Annotated in this window: 14 protein-coding genes; 6 read left to right on the top strand and 8 right to left on the bottom strand. The window is 66.7% G+C overall.

Annotated features, from left to right (window positions below; translation table 11 throughout):
* Positions 1 to 19: 19 nt before the first annotated feature.
* Positions 20 to 1,909 carry a sensor histidine kinase gene (locus tag D7S86_RS14445; RefSeq protein ID WP_121087520.1) on the bottom strand — a complete coding sequence of 630 codons (1,890 nt, stop codon included), beginning with the start codon at positions 1,907 to 1,909 and terminating at the stop codon, positions 20 to 22.
* A gap of 220 nt (positions 1,910 to 2,129) precedes the next feature.
* On the opposite strand from D7S86_RS14445, the gene D7S86_RS14440 reads away from it, so the two are divergent.
* A complete protein-coding gene (locus tag D7S86_RS14440; RefSeq protein WP_121087519.1) occupies positions 2,130 to 2,546 on the top strand; it encodes a hypothetical protein in 417 nt (138 codons plus the stop codon).
* An 83-nt stretch (positions 2,547 to 2,629) separates the two neighbouring features.
* Here the strand turns inward: D7S86_RS14440 and D7S86_RS14435 are convergent, their stop codons facing one another.
* Positions 2,630 to 3,388, bottom strand: a complete 759-nt coding sequence (locus D7S86_RS14435) for a FadR/GntR family transcriptional regulator (RefSeq protein ID WP_158601953.1) — start codon at positions 3,386 to 3,388, stop codon at positions 2,630 to 2,632.
* Between the two features lie 60 nt (positions 3,389 to 3,448).
* Between D7S86_RS14435 and D7S86_RS29535 the strand changes: the two genes are divergently transcribed.
* Positions 3,449 to 3,640, top strand: a complete 192-nt coding sequence (locus tag D7S86_RS29535; protein ID WP_158601952.1) for a hypothetical protein — start codon at positions 3,449 to 3,451, stop codon at positions 3,638 to 3,640.
* Positions 3,641 to 3,651: 11 nt separating this feature from the next.
* Positions 3,652 to 3,861: a dodecin gene (locus D7S86_RS14430; protein WP_121087517.1), complete on the top strand. Its 210-nt coding sequence runs from the start codon at positions 3,652 to 3,654 to the stop codon at positions 3,859 to 3,861.
* On the opposite strand, the gene D7S86_RS14425 is transcribed toward D7S86_RS14430, so the two are convergent.
* Positions 3,858 to 6,257: an AsmA family protein gene (locus D7S86_RS14425; RefSeq protein WP_121087516.1), complete on the bottom strand. Its 2,400-nt coding sequence runs from the start codon at positions 6,255 to 6,257 to the stop codon at positions 3,858 to 3,860. The genes D7S86_RS14430 and D7S86_RS14425 overlap by 4 nt on opposite strands.
* 402 nt (positions 6,258 to 6,659) lie before the next feature.
* Here D7S86_RS14425 and D7S86_RS14420 point away from each other — a divergent pair, with 402 nt between their 5' ends.
* From D7S86_RS14420 to D7S86_RS14410, 3 genes are read left to right on the top strand one after another with little or no spacing between them, the layout of a single operon-like run.
* A complete protein-coding gene (locus tag D7S86_RS14420) occupies positions 6,660 to 8,396 on the top strand; it encodes an EAL domain-containing protein (RefSeq protein ID WP_158601951.1) in 1,737 nt (578 codons plus the stop codon).
* Positions 8,389 to 9,054: an ABC transporter ATP-binding protein gene (locus D7S86_RS14415; protein WP_121087589.1), complete on the top strand. Its 666-nt coding sequence runs from the start codon at positions 8,389 to 8,391 to the stop codon at positions 9,052 to 9,054. The genes D7S86_RS14420 and D7S86_RS14415 overlap by 8 nt, the downstream gene beginning before the upstream one ends.
* Before the next feature lie 37 nt (positions 9,055 to 9,091).
* Positions 9,092 to 9,925: an ABC transporter permease gene (locus D7S86_RS14410; RefSeq protein WP_121087514.1), complete on the top strand. Its 834-nt coding sequence runs from the start codon at positions 9,092 to 9,094 to the stop codon at positions 9,923 to 9,925.
* On the opposite strand, the gene D7S86_RS14405 is transcribed toward D7S86_RS14410, so the two are convergent.
* The 5 genes from D7S86_RS14405 to D7S86_RS14380 all read right to left on the bottom strand — a co-directional run bounded on the left by D7S86_RS14405 (position 9,846) and on the right by D7S86_RS14380 (position 16,525).
* Positions 9,846 to 11,834 (bottom strand): hybrid sensor histidine kinase/response regulator, encoded by a 1,989-nt coding sequence (locus tag D7S86_RS14405; protein WP_121087513.1) that lies wholly within the window; start codon positions 11,832 to 11,834, stop codon positions 9,846 to 9,848. The genes D7S86_RS14410 and D7S86_RS14405 overlap by 80 nt on opposite strands.
* Entirely contained in the window at positions 11,834 to 12,313 is a 480-nt protein-coding gene (locus tag D7S86_RS14400) for a response regulator (RefSeq protein ID WP_121087512.1), read from the bottom strand. The genes D7S86_RS14405 and D7S86_RS14400 overlap by 1 nt, the downstream gene beginning before the upstream one ends.
* On the bottom strand, positions 12,306 to 14,735 hold the full coding sequence (locus D7S86_RS14395) for an ATP-binding protein (RefSeq protein WP_240648146.1): 2,430 nt from the start codon (positions 14,733 to 14,735) through the stop codon (positions 12,306 to 12,308). Before D7S86_RS14395 ends, D7S86_RS14400 begins: the two co-directional genes overlap by 8 nt.
* On the bottom strand, positions 14,732 to 15,418 hold the full coding sequence (locus D7S86_RS14390; RefSeq protein ID WP_121087511.1) for a biliverdin-producing heme oxygenase: 687 nt from the start codon (positions 15,416 to 15,418) through the stop codon (positions 14,732 to 14,734). The genes D7S86_RS14395 and D7S86_RS14390 overlap by 4 nt, the downstream gene beginning before the upstream one ends.
* Positions 15,419 to 16,015: 597 nt before the next feature.
* The gene (locus D7S86_RS14380) at positions 16,016 to 16,525 is read right to left on the bottom strand and encodes a DUF6013 family protein (protein WP_240648145.1); all 510 of its coding nucleotides are present in this window, start codon (positions 16,523 to 16,525) and stop codon (positions 16,016 to 16,018) included.
* Positions 16,526 to 16,586: the final 61 nt, after the last annotated feature.

Raw genomic sequence — 16,586 nt, 5'->3', positions numbered from 1 at the left:
GAATCGTTCCTCAGGTGGATTAAGCCGTACCGACACCGCCCGCGCGCCCCGGATCGCCGACGCCGGGCGCGTGCGAAGCGTCGGGCGCCGTTGCGTCGGGCGCCGTCGCGTCGGGCGTCGCGATGCGTCGCACTGCCGATGGATCGCGCGGCGCCTCGGCGGGCAACTCGACGAAGAACGTCGACCCCACATTCTCGCGCGATTCGAGCCATACGCGGCCGCCGTGTCGCTCGACCATACGGCGCACGAGCGCCAGGCCGATCCCCTCGCCCTTCGCGACATTGCCGTGCAATCGTTGAAATGCGTTAAACATCTTCGGCAAATACGCGGCGGGGATGCCGAGGCCATTATCGCTTACATAGAACACGTGAGTCAGCCGACGGGGCGAATCGAGCGCCGAATTGGGCCCTGAGTCGGATTCCGAATCGCGCTCGGGCGCGCCGCGCCCCTCCGCGGGCGATGTTTCGCGTTCGGCGGCCGATGTGGCCACATGCGGGTCGTCGAGCGCGCCCGGGTATCCGCGTGCGTGCGCCGCCGAGGGCGGACGGCCGCCCGATACGATCGGCGCGATCTGGACACCGATCTCGATACGGCCCGGCCGCTGCCGGTCGAGGTAGTTCAGCGCGTTGCCGATGAGGTTCGCGAAAATCTGCTCGATCGTCGTTTCGTCGCCCCAGACCGAGGGCAGCGGATGCACGATGATCTCCGCGTTGCGTTCCCGCATGGTCTGGCGCATCGAGTTGACGACGCGCTCGACGATCGCGTCGACGCGGACCTGCCGCCATTGATAGTCGAGACGGCCGACGCGCGACAGGCGCAGCAGCGCATCGACGATATTGGCCGCCCGCGTGACCGCATTCTGCAGAAAATGCAGCGACTCGGCGAAATCGCCCTCGACGAGATGCGCGACGCGGGCGCGTTGCGCGTCGGTCATCGACGACGTCGCGATCTGTTCGCGCAGATTCGCGCTCGATACGCGCAACTCCTTCGAGAAGCCCTGAAGATTCACGAGCGGCGAGCGCAGATCATGCGAGACGCCATAGACGAAGGTCTCGTTTTCGCTCGTCTGCGCGATCAAATGCTGATTGACCTCGACAAGCTGAGCGCCGCGCTCGCGCAACTCGCCCGACAACTCGCGATGCTCGCGTTCGACGGTGTTCAGCCGCACGCTCGTGTCGTGGACGATCGCATCGAGCGTTGCGATCTCGTCCTTGCCCGACATCGGGCGTGAGAGCGTCCGTCCGTCGGCGACCCGCTGCGCGTTGTCGCCGAGCGCCGAGAGTCGCAGGCTGATATGGCGCGTGAACAAATAGGCCGACAACACGGTGATCAGGATCGAACCGATCGCGGCCAGGATCAATCCGGACTTCTGGAGATCGCGCAAATGCTCGAGCGTGCGCCCGCGGCTATCGTGCAGCGCATCTTCCTCGGCGCTAAAGCCGTTGATCGACGTACGCATGCGGTCGAGCACCGCATCGCCTTCGTTCGCCGCGCGCAGCATCGATGCGGGCGAACTCGACGCATGCGCGCCGACGCGCGCCGCATAACCCGCCACCCACGCGCGATATTGCTTCGCCAGCGCGCCGACCGTGCTAAGCCGCGCGAGCTGGAGCGGGTCATCCGCGACAAGCGCCGAGAGACTCGTGAGCCGGCGATCGAAATCGCTCCACGGGCCCGGATCGCGTAACGCCTTCGCCGATCCCGTGACCGCCGCGCCATAGACGAGCGACGATTCACGCAGCAAGGGATCGAGCAGCGTGGCGGCCTGGTCGATGACCTGACGGCTGTGCAATTCCCAGACTTCGGTACGTGTCGCGTCTTGCTGCTTGTCGAGCAGTAACGCGAGCACGCCGAGTTCGAGCACGCTCGGAATGGCAATCAGCAGCAGACCTTTCGTCAGTAGATTCATGCAGGCGATTGACCGGAGGATGACAGATTATCGGCAATGGCCTTCAAGAGATCAATGAAGGGGTCGGGTCCGGTGCGTGCGCGCGTATCGAGGAGCGTACGCGCCCCAATACATTCGCACTCGACGCGATTTTGCTTGTGCTATAAAGAACCGGTGACGTGGCGCCCGCCCGATGCGGGCCTGATGGTGTTCTCGTTCTCTGCCGGTGCGAGGTCCAGCAATGTCGATCCCGAACAAGCGTCGGCGCGAGAGCGCCGGCGACAGTTATTGGCTCGCCGTCAAGCGCTGCGAGCCCTTTGGCCAGCTCAATTCGAAGCTCGCGCGCGCCCGCGCCCATGACGAACCGGTGCTCTACGCGCATATCCTGCCCGGGCTCGATGTCCTGCTCTGCCCGGTTCGCGGCGCGCAGCCCCCTTATCCGGAAATCGCCGAACTCCGCCGCGCCTGCCTCGACTCGATCGAACACGCGCTTGAACAGTCGATTCACGGCCTCGAAAGCGGCGGGTATTGGTATGAGTTGAACGGGCTCGGATTCCTGATTTTCGCGAGTTCGGCGCGCAAGCGCATCCTGTCGGAGTTCGGCGCGTCGGGCAGCACGGGACAACTCGCGCCGTCGGCGCCCGACGACGCACCCTGATGTGATCCTGATTCGTCCCTGATTCGGTCTCGAAGTCGCCCCGATTCGCCATGCGCGATTCGGACCCGCGCCGCAGCGCGGTCTCAGTTGTCCTGCGGGATCTGGCGTGCGGCATGCGCCGCCTCGGGATCCCAGCGCTGGACGTCGATGCCGAGCCGTTCCTCGATATTGTTGGCGGCACGGTCGACGAGCGCCCGCATCGCGGCGTCGGCTTCGACCGGGTCGCCGGCCTCGATCGCCTTGACGACGCGCTCGTGCGCGTTGACCGCGGCGAGCGTGATCCCCGGATTCGGGCTCACGATCTGGATCATCGTTGCGATCGACGCGCGCACGATGATTTCGAGCTGGATGAAAAGCTGGTTGTGGCTCGCGCGAATGATGCCGACGTGCAGATCGAGGTCGTGCGCCGAAAATTCGCGGCTCGTCGACGGCCACGCGTGCATCCCGTTGATCGCCGCGCGCAACGCGGCTTTCTCGGCGGGGGTCGCGCGCTCGGCGGCGAGCGCGGCGGCACGCGGCTCGATCACCGCGCGCAAATCGAGCAGATCGCGCAGGAATTCCTGATCGGGCGTCGCCGCGAAACACCAGTCGATGACGTCCTTGTTGAAAATCTTCCAGTCGCGCTCGGGCAGGATGCGCGTGCCGAGCCGCGGCCGCATTTCGAGCATGCCCTTGACGAGCAGCATCGACAGCGCCTCGCGCATCAACGTGCGGCTCACGCCGAAGTTCAGTGCGAGTTCTTCCTGCGGCGGAAGAATTTCGCCGTATTGACCCCCGACGATATTCATCGCGAGGCGATCGGCCACCTGCGCGACAGTGGACGTATTTTCAGCTTTACTCATATTGAAGCGGTACCGGCGAGGATTTTCGGCGAGAAGCGTTGGGCGTAAGCATAGCCGGGCATGAACATTCGCGAAATCGAGAAATACACAAAAAGACATAAATCCGACGTCGCGCTCGCCCTTTTTACCGATCGGCCGTGCCGAATGCGGCACGCGCCGTGCGGCGAAAAGCCGAATGCGGTGCCCATGGCCGCTTCCGGCGTGCGTGAGCCGCGCACGCTCAAACGCGCGTTCAAGCGCATCACTCAATAGGAGACATCGTCATGAGTGAACATGTTTATAAATCCATCGAAATCACCGGTTCGTCCGCGCACTCGATCGAGGACGCGGTTCAAACCGCGATCGCGAAAGCGAGCAAGACATTGCGCCATTTACATTGGTTCGAAGTCGTCGAAACACGCGGCAGCATCGAGCAAGGCAAAGTGGCGTTCTGGCAGGTCTCGATCAAAGTAGGCTTGCGGCTCGAGGATTAGCGGCCGGCGGCGCGCGGGAGGGCCGCCGATGCATTGCCCGCCTTGCCCTTGCCCGGCGGCGGCTCGGTCACGCCGGGCGGCGGTGCGCTCGGCGCAGTCCGCATCCGCGCGAACATCTGCGCGCACGGCGAGTCGCCGACGTTGCTCGGCGCAAGTAAAGGAATCAGCGCCGCGAACGGATTCAGCAAGGCGAGACCGACCACCGCACCGCCGCGCAACGCGAGCATCGGAATGTCGACGCCGACCTTCGGCTTTGCGAACGTCCCGCCGACATAGAGCGGCGAGCGCAACGAGAAGACACGGAAGCCCTTCGTATGCGGGTGGATCGTCAGGTCGAGCACCTCGTCGCGAAGGTCGACCTTGCCGTCGACGTTGATCAGCGCGTCGTCCGTGTCGAGCGCGAATACGCGCGGATCGACCGTGCCGTTCGTAAATACGAGATCCGCCGCCGCGCACTGGATATGTGTCGTCTTGTCACCGAACACCTTGTCGTAGACGACATTCGCGACATTGAGGCCGGCCGCTTCGAGCAGCGTATTGCTGATCTGGCCGTCGTTGACGAGGACCTTGACCTCGCCGTTCGAGGTGGCCGCCAGACGCGCGGGCGAGTTGCCCGTGGCCGATAGCGCGGCGTCGCCGTTGACTTCCCCGAGGCTCGTTTTCATCGGTTCGAACGTCGGAAACAGTTGTTTGAGCCGCAGATGGCGCGCTTCGATCGCGAACCGGCCCGCGAGCGGATCGGCCGAACCGTCGAGGTGCAACGTGCCCGCGATCGAGCCGCCCGCCACGCCGAAACGCAGCGGATCGAGCGTGAGGACGCCGTCGTCGAGCAGCAAATGCGCGTAAAGATCGTTGATCGGCAGCGCCGCGCTGCGGATGATCCTGCGCCCCGTGAAGCGGACGTCGGCATCGAGCGTTTTCCAGCGATCCGTATGGAACGCCTCGACGGGCAGCACCTTGCCGACCGGCTGCGAGGTCGTGTCGCCGCGCTGGAGCCGGCTCGCGCGCGAGTCCGCGCCGACCAGCGGTCCGAGGTCCGAGAACTGGAGCAGATTGGAGACGAGCGTGCCGGTCAGCATCGGCCGCGGCGACTGATGCCGATAGACGAGCGTGCCGTTGATGTCCGACCCGCCGATGCGGCCCGTGAAATCCTCATAGCGAAACAGCGGTTCGCCCTGGAGCCGCGCGATCAGATGGCCGTCGGTCGCGTACGGCGGCGTTTCGGGCAGCGCGACGCCCGTGATGTCGTAAAGCCGCGCGATGCTGCGGCCTTGTAGCCAGAGCCTCAGATCGAGCGCGGCGAGATGCGCGGGATCGCTGAGCGTACCGACGAGCGCGATCCGCGTGTCACCGATCGCGAGATCGACGGCGATCGGATACGGACGCCGCGCGTCCTGCAAAGCCAGAATGCCGCCGAGTTTGCCCTCGCCGTGCACCGCGTCTTTCTTGTACGTGCCCCGCACAGTCCATGCGAGTGCGTAGACCGGTTCGCCGTTTCGGCGTTGGCCGCTACGCTCGTGCGTCTCGCCGGGGCCCGCGTCGGCCGCGGAGTCCGGCATCGGCCCCTTTGCCGCCGTGGCGTCCGAGGATTGCGCCGCCGCGGCAGACGATGCCGCGGCCGCACTCGCGGTCCCGACCTCCGCGCTCGACGCCACGGCCTGAGCCGACGATGCGCCGAGCGGACCTTCGGCCGCCGACGCCGCGGAGGCTTGATCGGCGAGCTTGGCCGCGCCTTTCGCGCCGAGCACTTCGGCCGAGTGCGCGTGCGACGCCTGCGACTGTTCGCGTATCGCTTCGCCGATCGGGACCGGCTGTCCGAGCGTATCGACCGAAGCGTCGAGCTTGAGCGCATGTTGGGCGTCCGCCAGCGCAATCGTGGCGCGCGCGAACGCGATATCGTGCAAGTCGAGCTTCCACTCCGAGGGCGTGCTGTCGGACGGAAGGCGGAACGTCCAGTTGTTCGTGCCGTCCTCCTGTCGTTCGAGATCGATCGCCGGCGCGACGAGGTCGATCGTCGGCACGACGATCCTCCGCGCCAGCAAGGGCAAGACTTCGACCTCGAAATCGATCTCGTCGAGTGTCGCGAACTGCGGATGCGCGGCCCAGTCCGGATTGCCGATCGTGATCTGTTTCGCCGAGAACCGTGGCCAGGGGATCCAGGCGCGCCATCCGGTCTCGCCGACCGGTCGGCGCCAATCGAGCCGCAGGTCGCCGTGAATCGCGAACGGACGGCTGATGGCGGCCGAGACCTTGTCGTCGACCCAGGGCCGCGCGCGATTCCAGTCGAATGTGACGAACACGATGACGACCATCGCGACCAGCAGCACGAGCCCCGCGAGCGCATACGCGACCGTGCGGGTTGAAGCGTGGACGATGCGACGAACCGGCGTCGTCATGCAGACATTCCTTTGAAATAAAGCTTTAAAGCAAAACTTTGAAACAAAGCTGTTAAGTGGAGCTTTGATGCGAAGCTTTGATGCGAAGCCATGCGGCGAAACATTGAAGCGTCGACGCGATCGGGTGTCCGGCATCGCCGAACGCCGCGCCGGCCGATGTGTGCGGTCCAGCAAATCCCGGACCCACATGCGATGCGGTCCGCGCGGGTTGGATCGACGTCGGGTCCGCTTCGCATCTACTCGGGTCAGCGTCGGATCTGGAGCCGATCCGGGGCGCATCGTTTCTGAGCGCCGCGCGCCCCATGCTATGCTCGCACAGCCCGCGAACGCAATCCGTCGCGCCGGCGCGTGCCCCATGCCGGGGTCCCGCGCGCGGCGCCGTACCCGCCTCTCACAGACAGCGTGAAGTCCCAAACGTCCGATCTCGCGGCCAGCGCCGCGCACGGTAGTGCGCGGCGTTCGCGTACCCTGTTCACGATCGCGTGCGCGCTCGCCACGTTCGTCGTCTTTATCGCGCTCGGCGCCTGGCAGGCCCGGCTCGAACTGAACGCGCGCCGTTCGGACGTCGCGCACGACGTCATTTCGAGTATCGAGTCGATGGTCGATCGCGTGTCGAGCGAGCACGGTCGCCTCGTGCGGCTCGCGGGCATGCCGTGCGACGTCGCGCGGATCGAGCTCGAGACCTCGGAGACGTTCATTCCGTATATTCGCAGCGCCGCGCTCGTCAAGGATGGCGTGATCTATTGCTCGTCGTCGTTCGGTCCGAATACCGTCCACCTCAGCACGTATCTCGGCGAATTCAGACGCGACGGGCCGTCGTACCGGCTCGTACCGGGCACGGTCGCGCATCCGGGGCGCGCGACGCTGCTCGTGTTCTTTCCGTCGACGACACCCGATCCGCTCGGCGCGGGCGTGCTGTTCTATATCGACGGCGTCTATCTGTCCGACGTGCTCCGTGACGATAGCCACCTCGGCATGGACCGCATCGTGCTGCGCAACGGCCGCGCGGCGCTTACGCTCGACGGCATGACGTCGAATGTCGATGCCGAGCCGCCGACGCTGTCGTCGTCGCGCTATCCGATCGATGTCGTCGTCGACGCCGCGCCCTCGCTCACCCGCAGTGTCTATCGCCGTCAGCTCGTGATCTTCGGACCGATCGGCCTGGCCTTCGCCGCGCTGCTCGCCTGGCTCATGGCGAATTCGCTCGCGCCTCGCCGTCTGCTGCTGCGCGCGGTGCGCACGGGGCTTGCGCGCGGCGAATTCGAAGTCCGCTACCAGCCCGTGATCGACCTCGCGAACGGCGCATGCATCGGCATCGAAGCGCTCGTGCGCTGGGCGCATCCGCGCTGGGGCGACGTGGGCCCGGCGGCATTCATCGGCATCGTCGAAAACGATCCGCTGATCGTGCCGATGACGCATAGCCTCGTCGAACGCGCGCTCGACGATCTGCATACGCATCGAGTCCCGCCCCATCTGCATCTCGCGATCAATCTGTCGCCGCGCCATCTTCAGAATCGACAAGGGGTCAACGAACTCACGCGTCTGCTCCGCACGCACGCGCGCGGGCGCGGCGTGATCGCCGAGGTCACCGAACGCCAATTGTTCGACGACCGCCGCGCGGCGCTCGCGTCCTTCGAACAATTGCGCGCAATCGGCGTGCGCTTCGCGCTCGACGATTTCGGCACCGACCGCAACACCTTGAGCCCGCTGCAGGCGTTCCACTTCGACTTCCTCAAGATCGACCAGGGCTTCGTCGCCGAACTCGAATACGGCCGGACCGATCTCGTGCGCGGGATCGTCGCGCTCGCGCGGCAGATCGGGCTCACCGTGATCGCCGAAGGCATCGAGTCGACACGGCAGCACGAGCGGCTGCTCGAACTCGGCGTCGAGTTCGGTCAGGGTTATCTGCACGGCTATCCGATGACCGCGGCGCGGCTCGCCCGCTGGCTCGTCGCGGAACCGCGCGGCGATGGTGGTGATGGCGGCGACGGCCTCGATACGTCCTCGCCGACGGACGAACGCACGGTCCAACCGGATAGCGCGGCGTCGGGCGAGGCATCGGCCACGTCCACGTCCACATCCACGTCTACGACATCGATCCCGTCGGATGCCGCCCGGCGGCGCGCGCACGATGCTTGAAGCCGTCCAGCTCTCGCGCACCGACGACGTGACGGGGACCACGCTGTTGCATCCCTGCGATCTCACGCTCGCGCGCGGCGAGCGGCTCGTCGTCACGGGACCGTCGGGCTCGGGCAAGAGCGTGCTCATGCGCGCCCTCGCTTGGCTCGACCGACCGCAAGGCGTGCTGCGCTGGCATGGTCATGCGATCGACCGCGCGCGCGTGCCCGCGTTTCGCGCCGCGGTCGCCTATGTGCGCCAGCGGCCCGCGCTATTCGACGGACGCGTCGAAGACAATCTGCGCGTGCCGTTCGAGCTGCATATCCATCGGCATCGCCGTTACGAACGCGAACGCGTGCTCGCGTATCTCGCGCACGCGGGCCGTGATGCGACGTTTCTCGAACAACGCGCCGACGATCTCTCGGGCGGAGAACAGCAGCTCGTCGCGCTCGTGCGCACGTTGCAGCTCGCACCGTCCGTGCTGCTGCTCGACGAGCCGACGGCATCGCTCGATCCGCAGACGACGCTCGCCGTCGAAGCGATGATCGACGGCTGGTTCGAACATACGCCTCAGGCGGCATTCGCGTGGGTCACGCACGATCTCGCGCAAGCGCGCCGCGTCGGCCGCCGTTTCGCGACCGTTCACGCCGGCGTCTTCGCAACGTCGCCGCCGCCATGATCCGCTCGCCGGCATCGAACCCTCGCGAGGCACGCGCATGACCCCGTCGCGCTATGTCGATCTCTCCTACGCCGATGTCGCGATCGCCGCGGCCTTGATCGTATTCGACGGCGCGCTCTCGGTCTGGCTCAAGCTCGGTCTCGTGCGTACGCTCGCCGTCGCGTCGGTGCGTACCGTCGTGCAACTGCTCGCGATCGGCTTCGTGCTGAGCTGGGTGTTCGGTCATCCGCAATGGCCGATCGCCGTGGCCGTCATGATCACGATGACGGTCATCGCGGGGTGGTCGGCAAGCGGCCGCGGCGCGCGGACCTACCGCGGCCTGCGCATCGACGCGCTCGCGGCGATCGGCCTCAGCGGATGGGCGGTCGCGACGATCGGACTCGTCGTCGTGATTGGCGTGCGTCCGTGGTACACGCCGCAGTACGCGATTCCGATTCTCGGCATGATTCTCGGCAACAGCCTGAGCGCCGTGTCGCTCGGGCTCGAACGGATGACCGAAGAACTCACGGCGCGGCGCGCGCAGGTCGAAACCTTGCTCGCGCTCGGCGCGACGCGGCGCGAGGCCGCGCTCGCATCGGCGCGTATCGCGGTGCGCGCGGGCATGATGCCGACGCTGAACCAGATGACGGTCGTGGGACTCGTAAGCCTGCCGGGCATGATGACGGGTCAGGTGCTCGCGGGCCAGCACCCCGAGCAGGCGGTCCGGTATCAGATCGTCATCATGTTTCTGCTGGCGGCGGCCTCGGCGGGCGCGACCGTGCTCGCGGTCGTGTTCGCGAGCGCGCGGCTGTTCACGTCCGACCACCGCTTTGTTGCGTCGCGACTTGTCGAGCGATCGCGCGCAGCATCGCTTCGAGCCGATCGACGTTGACGGGTTTGGTCAGATGGTCGGCGAAGCCCGCGTCGCGGCATCGGCGCACGTCTTCGTCCATGCCGTAGCCCGTGACGGCCACGCCGGGCACCCCGGGTTGCCGCGCGGTCCAGGCATGCATGACATCGAGGCCCGATCCATCCGGCAGACCGATATCGCTGATCAAAAGATCGAAGGGACGATCGCCTGCGAGCTCGATCGCGCCGTGTACCGTGTCGGCGACGCTCACCTGGTGACCGAGCGCGGAAAGCAGATCGGCCATCGCGCTCGACGTGAACGCGTTGTCCTCGACGAGCAGCACGCGCAGCGACGACGACGACTCGGGCGCGGCCTCTTCGCCAGCCGCCCGATCGTCGACGGGCCCGGCATCGAGCAGCACGGGCAACGTCAACGTGAAACGCGCGCCGGCGCCGCGTCCCTCGCTATGCGCCGACAGCGTGCCGCCGTGCTTCTGGGCGAGCGTGCTGGCGATCGCGAGGCCGAGTCCCAGGCCGCCGAACCCCTTCGAAATCGTTTCGTCGGCTTGCTCGAAAGCCGAGAAGATGCGCGGCAACGCTTCGGCGCTGATGCCGATTCCCGTGTCCGATACCACGACGGACACACATTGAGGATCGGGCCGGCACACCGTCACCTCGACGCGCCCCCCCTCGGGCGTGAATTTGACGGCGTTGCGCACGAGGTTCCAGATGATCTGCTGGAGTCGCGCGGCATCGCCCGAGACGCGCGTGCCCTCGATCTCGAAGCGCGTCGAGATATGCAATCGTTTCGCATGCATATCGGCCGACGACATCTCGAGCGCCGACATCAGCACTTCGTCGAGCGAGACGGCTTGGAAGTTCAGGCTCAGCTTGCCGCGCGCGATGCTCGTGAGATCGAGCAGGTCGTCAATGAGCCGCGCTTCGAGTTCGACGTTGCGTCGAATCACATCGAGCGTCGCATTGACGCCGTCGGGCAACGGCCCTTTCATCTCGATCAGACGCACGGCCGCGAGAATCGGCGTCAGCGGCGTGCGCAGCTCGTGCGAGAGCACCGCGAGAAAATGATCCTTCGCGCGGTTCGCGGTTTCCGCCTGTTCCTTCGCGAGACGCAAGGCATCGGCGGCGAAGCGCGCCTGCGTCGCATCGCGAATGATCTTCGAAAAGCCGAGCAAGGTGCGTTCGCCGCCGGCGCGCAGGTCGTCGCTGAGAATCGCCGTCGTCGTGCCGGCCGCGAAGAACGACTTGCCGTCCTTGCGCCAGAGCCAGCGGTCGTCCGAACTCGTGCCCACGCGCCGCGCCTCGTCGAGCTCGCGTTCGAACGCACCGGCCTCGATATCCTCGCGACTGAAGAAGATGCGCGCGGACTGGCCGAGCACCTCGGCGCTCGTGTAGCCGAGAATGCGCTCGGACGCCGCATTCCATGTCCGCACGCAGCCGTGCGCGTCGAGCGTCATGACCGCATAGTCGCGCAGCGCGTCGACGAGCAGCCGGAAATGGGTCTCCGTTTCGTGCAGCGTGCGTTCGATGCGGATCCGTTCGAGCCGTACGCTGCGCTCGTTGAGCGCACGCGCGACGACCGCGGGCAAGCGCGACAGACGCTGCTTGAGCACATAGTCGGTCGCGCCGCGCTTGAGCATGTCGACCGCGTGCTCTTCGCCGAGCACGCCCGACACGAAGATGAACGGCACATCGGGCGCGCGCGCACGCGCGATCGCGAGCGCCTCGGTCCCCGAAAAGCTCGGCAATACGAAATCCGCGAGGATCAGGTCGAGCCGATCGTTGCCTATCGCTTCGTCAAGCGCGCGCGTGAAAGCCGCCTCGTTGTCGACGAGCGTCGTCTCGGCGTGATATCCGCCGCGGTCGAGCGCGCTCAACGTGAATTCGGCGTCAAGCGCGCTGTCTTCGACGAGTATCACGTGCAGCGTGGTCATCAGTCGGCGCTCGCGAACGTGTCGAAGCCGTCGCGGCGCGCGCGCGTCGAGCCCGGCGGCGGCTCGTTGACGACCGCCCAGAACACGCCGAGATCGGCGATCGCGTCGACGAACTCGCGAAACTCGACGGGCTTCACGACATACGCGTTGACGCCGAGTTCATAGCTGCGCAGCAGATCGCGCTCCTCGCGCGAGGTCGTCAGCATGACGACCGGGATGCGCTTGAGCGACTCGGTGGCGCGGATCGTCTGCAGGACTTCGAGTCCGTCGACCTTCGGCATCTTGAGATCGAGCAGGATCACGGCCGGGTTGCCGGGCGGCCGGTTCGACCATTGCGCGGTCTGGCACAGATAGTCGAGCGCCTCGGCGCCGTCGCGCAGCACGATGACTTCGTTGGCGAGCCGGCTTCGCTCGAGTGCAACGAGCGCGAGATCGAGATCGTGCGGGTTGTCTTCGACGAGCAGAATGGGCTTAAGCATGGCTGGAATAAGGTCTGAGCGATCCGATCGCGTCCGGTGACAAGGCGGCCGGATCCGCGGGGCCCGCGACCGGCAGCGAGAAAAAGAAGGTCGCGCCTTCGTCGACCTTGCCTTCGGCCCAGGTCCGGCCGTCGTGCCGCTCGACGATACGCCGCACGTTCGCGAGGCCGATCCCCGTGCCTTCGAACTCCTCGATCCGATGCAGACGCTGGAATACGCCGAACAGCTTGTCGACGTATTTCATATCGAAGCCGACGCCGTTATCGCGGACGAACACGACCTGATCGTCGCCCACGCGCTGCGCGCCGAGTTCGATGATCGCGGGCCGTCGCGTGCGCGAATATTTGAGCGCGTTCGACACGAGACTGCGCAGCACGATCTGCAGAAACGCCGCGTCGCCGTGCACATGCGGGAGCGCGGCGACGCGCCATTCGACTTCGCGGCCTTCGAGATCGCGCGCGGCTTCGGCGATCAGCGCCTCGACAAGGCTCTGAAGATCGACCTCGGTCACGCGCAAGGCCGCGCGGCCGAGTTGCGAGAAGCTCAACAGGTCGTCGACGAGCGCCCCGGCGAAACGCGCCGACGACAGCACGTTCGACAAGAAGCGCTGGCCGCGCTCGCTGAGCCGTTCGCCCTCGAATTCGCCGAGCAGGTCGCCGTAGCCGACGATATGTCTCAACGGCGCGCGCAGATCGTGCGAGACCGAGTACGAGAACGCTTCGAGCTCCTTGTTCGCGCGGCCGAGTTCGGACGCGAGCGCGGCCATCTCCTCGGCGCGGCGCAACACGAAGCCGAGCAGCGCCGTGCGGAATTCATGGGCCGTATCGATCTCGGCCGTGCGCCAGCGCGTCGAGCGTCCGCGGATCGTCTCGTGCCAGGTCGCGAAGCTGCGTCTCGGCGAGATCTTATGCGGCGCACCGCTGCCGTCGGATGCCGACGCCTCGCGCTTCACGGGCTCGCCGGCCCATGCGACGTCGAACCGCGCTTCGGGCCGGAACCAGATCACATAGTGCCGGTACATCTGAGACATCGAGACAGCGAGCATGCCGCTCGCGCGCGCGTGGATGTCGGGAAAGGTGTCAGGCAGCGCGGCGCCAAGCTCGTAGGTCGAAAACACCGGCGTCGGCGCGTGCTCGGCCAGCCAGTCGACGATCGCGAGCACGTCGCTCGCGGGCGGCGTCTGACCGAGCAGCGTCACATGGCCTTCGACGGCGATCGCCGCCCCGCCCGACGCGCCCAGCTTGAGCAACGTCTCGGCGTGGGCGGCCAGGCCGTCGGCCACGATCGTGTGCTCGGCCATCGACGCAAGCAGCTCGACAAGCGTGTGACGCAGCGTTTCGCGGTAGGCCGCGTCCTCGCTTTCCTCCTTTGCTTCGATCTGCAGCGAAAGCATGTGCCCGAGGTGCTCGCACAGCATGCGCGCGCCGAAGTCCGGATGCCGCGGCGCGCGGTCGTGACACGAAATCATGCCCCAGAGCTCGCCGCGCACGATGAGCGAGACCGACATCGACGCGATGGTCCCCATATTGCGCATGTATTCGACGTGCACGGGCGACACGCTGCGCAGCACCGACGCGCTCAGATCGGTCGGCGCGCGCGTCATGGGATTGAGCACGGGGACGAGCGGCACGGGCACGTAGTTCGCGTCGGCGATGAGCCTCAGATGCGTCTTCAGATAGAGCGCGCGCGCCTGGGCCGGGATATCCGAGGCCGGGAAATGATGATGCAGATAGCGCTCGTAGCCGTCGTCGGCGTCCTCGGCCAGCACGACACCGTGTCCGTCTTCGTCGAAGCGGTAAAGCAGCGCGCGTCCGAATCCGCTGATGCGCCGGATCTCGACGACGGCGCGCTCGGCCAGAACCTCGACCGACGGCGCATCCTGGAGGCTCGTCACGAAGCCGCGCACGAGCGGATAGATCGACGCGAACGCACCGGTCCGCGTGCCGTTGCGCCGTTCGAGCTCAAGGACGAGCGCCGTCCCGTTTCGATGCAGCACGAGTTCGAAACGCTCCGCGCCGATCAGCGCCTCGCCGAGATACAGCGGCACCGTGCCGAGCGGCACATCGGGCGCGCGACGCGCAAGCGCCGCCGTCACGCGGTCGGCGCAGTCGTGCCCGAGGATCGCGTCGAGCGGCGCGCCGAGCACGGTGTCGACCGGTGCGCCGACGAGCGCATCGAGATTGGCGCTGACCTGGATCACCCGCATCGTCGTCTCGTCGACGACCAGCAGATAGCCGTGCGGCTGGATGCCGCCCGGTGCGTGAATGGGCTCGCGCTCGCACGCGCTCAGATCGGACGCCGTCATGGGCTCGGACGTCGCATGGCCCGCGCCCGTGCGGTGCGTCTTGCGCCCCTCGCCGTCCGCATGGCCCGCATCCGGCTGCCCCACGCCATGCTGATGGCCCGCATCCTCGACCGTCATGCTGCTCCTTCGACACGCCACGATTCGTCACGCGTCACGCCCGCCTGCGCCATCCATGCGTGCAGACGCACGAACGTCTGCAGCGCCCCTTCGGCCGCATGCGCATAGGCGGCGGGATCGACGAACTCGACGAGCAACGCGCGAAACGCGTTCCACATGCTGCCGGTACGCGGCCCGTATCCGGAAAAATAGCGCACGCCGTGGTCCGGCGTGAGGCCGAAACGCGCCGAAAAATGCGGCGCGAGAAATTGGCCGCCGAGCGTGGCGCCCTCGATGACGTACCACGAACCCAGCCATGCGGCCGTGCTGTCGCGTGTCGACCGATTGTCGGCGAACGGCGCGGGCGCGGCCTCGCCCCCCGCGCTCTCCCCTGCGACCGGCGCGCCGGGGTACGTGCGCGCCAAGGTCAGCGGGTCCGCATCGGTGACCGGACGACCGAGCGCCTGCAAATCGTCGCGCAAGGCGGCGGTCTTGCAGCGCGCATCGAAGGCCGCGACCAGCGGCGCGGGAATGCGCGCGCGCGCACGATGCTCCCATGCCGCGATAAAGCCATGGAACGCCGAAATCAATGCGCCATAGTCTTCGAGCGTCAAATCGTCGCGCATCAGATCGAGCGCCGCTTCGAGGCGGCGGTGCGCGTCTGCCGTTCTGGACTTCAACAGCGGCATCAGGGTGTCGTGCATCGGCAATCCTTGATTCGCACGCTCAGCCGTGCGGTCGGCGCACAGGCGCTTCGATCGATCGGCATGCGCGCGGTACGCATGGAATCACGCCGCGCGCATGAAGGCCGACGCCACGCGGCACGGAAAAACGTGCCGGTTTCGCGTAACTTTCACCGTGCGGCGTGTCGCGTCGACCGCGCATGCGCCCCGCAAGACGACGCCGTCACCGGCGACGCTGCAGCTTCTGCGAACGCTCGCGCGCCGCGCGGACCCGCGCGGACCCGTCTACACACGGCGCGCGCAGCCCCACGCGGAACGCCATGCGCGCGACATGCCAGCGACATGCCCGCGATATGGCCTCGATATGGCCGCGCACCGTTGCATCCTCATCGCGGTCGACTTGGGATGAAGCTAAGCACGCATCGTGCCGGGAGATCGAACCGACGGAATCGGGCAACGAAACGGGACCGCGTCAAGCGAGCCGGCTCCATCAGACCGGCTCAAGCGAAGCGACGCGAGCGCAGCGATGCCCGCGGGCCGGCTCACTCGGCTCAGCGGCGGCGCGCCGACGCAATGCGGCTCGCGAGGCGCCGCTACGCGAGCCACGTATCCGTGCGCTCAGGGCTTCGCGCTGACGGTCACCTGTGTACCGTCCTTCAGCGTCAGCGTCTTGGGCTTGCTATTGAGCGCGAGCGAGAACCGGACGACATCGCTCGACGCGGTGACCGGCGGACACGCGCCCGACGCGTTGTCCTGTTTCGGCGACGCTTGCGGCGTCAGCGCATCGAAGCTCAACTGGACATTGGCCGTTCCCGAGGCGTCGACGACGGGGGCGAGACGCACGCGCGTCTGGCGCAGCAATGCGCCGTTTTCGTCGAGCGGCCAATCGTGCCCCGACGCGCACTGCCCCGGCAGCGACACCGCGCCGCCGGGCGGCGTGGTCTTCCACGTATAGTCGTCGGTCTGTCCGGACGCGATCTGTCGGGTCGCCTGACTGTTGCCGTACACCTTGGAATTGACCTTCACGGTGTACGCGACCTTGTCGTCGGGCGATGTCTTTGCGCTTGCCTGCTGGACGCCGCCCGCCAGGACGGCGAAGCACGCAAACGTCATCAGTACGGTTCTCATCCGATGTCTCCTGAGGCGGGGTCGCGAAGCGAACCACGGAGCCGATGGAATTCGCAGGATC

The sequence above is a fragment of the Pararobbsia silviterrae genome (assembly GCF_003628125.1).
GTDB classification, from domain to species: Bacteria; Pseudomonadota; Gammaproteobacteria; order Burkholderiales; family Burkholderiaceae; genus Pararobbsia; species Pararobbsia silviterrae.
Note: the sequence above shows the minus strand (reverse complement) of the source record. Positions and strands in the feature narration are given on the sequence as shown.

Excerpts from the sequence above, each read along its gene's own strand:
- D7S86_RS14445 (WP_121087520.1), bottom strand. The coding sequence starts at position 1,909 with ATGAATCTACTGACGAAAGGTCTGCTGCTGATTGCCATTCCGAGCGTG.
- D7S86_RS14415 (WP_121087589.1), top strand. The coding sequence starts at position 8,389 with ATGCTTGAAGCCGTCCAGCTCTCGCGCACCGACGACGTGACGGGGACC.
- D7S86_RS14425 (WP_121087516.1), bottom strand. The coding sequence starts at position 6,257 with ATGACGACGCCGGTTCGTCGCATCGTCCACGCTTCAACCCGCACGGTC.
- D7S86_RS14405 (WP_121087513.1), bottom strand. The coding sequence starts at position 11,834 with ATGACCACGCTGCACGTGATACTCGTCGAAGACAGCGCGCTTGACGCC.
- D7S86_RS14400 (WP_121087512.1), bottom strand. The coding sequence starts at position 12,313 with ATGCTTAAGCCCATTCTGCTCGTCGAAGACAACCCGCACGATCTCGAT.
- D7S86_RS14430 (WP_121087517.1), top strand. The coding sequence starts at position 3,652 with ATGAGTGAACATGTTTATAAATCCATCGAAATCACCGGTTCGTCCGCG.
- D7S86_RS29535 (WP_158601952.1), top strand. The coding sequence starts at position 3,449 with ATGAACATTCGCGAAATCGAGAAATACACAAAAAGACATAAATCCGAC.
- D7S86_RS14390 (WP_121087511.1), bottom strand. The coding sequence starts at position 15,418 with ATGCACGACACCCTGATGCCGCTGTTGAAGTCCAGAACGGCAGACGCG.
- D7S86_RS14410 (WP_121087514.1), top strand. The coding sequence starts at position 9,092 with ATGACCCCGTCGCGCTATGTCGATCTCTCCTACGCCGATGTCGCGATC.
- D7S86_RS14380 (WP_240648145.1), bottom strand. The coding sequence starts at position 16,525 with ATGAGAACCGTACTGATGACGTTTGCGTGCTTCGCCGTCCTGGCGGGC.
- D7S86_RS14395 (WP_240648146.1), bottom strand. The coding sequence starts at position 14,735 with ATGACGGTCGAGGATGCGGGCCATCAGCATGGCGTGGGGCAGCCGGAT.
- D7S86_RS14435 (WP_158601953.1), bottom strand. The coding sequence starts at position 3,388 with ATGAGTAAAGCTGAAAATACGTCCACTGTCGCGCAGGTGGCCGATCGC.
- D7S86_RS14440 (WP_121087519.1), top strand. The coding sequence starts at position 2,130 with ATGTCGATCCCGAACAAGCGTCGGCGCGAGAGCGCCGGCGACAGTTAT.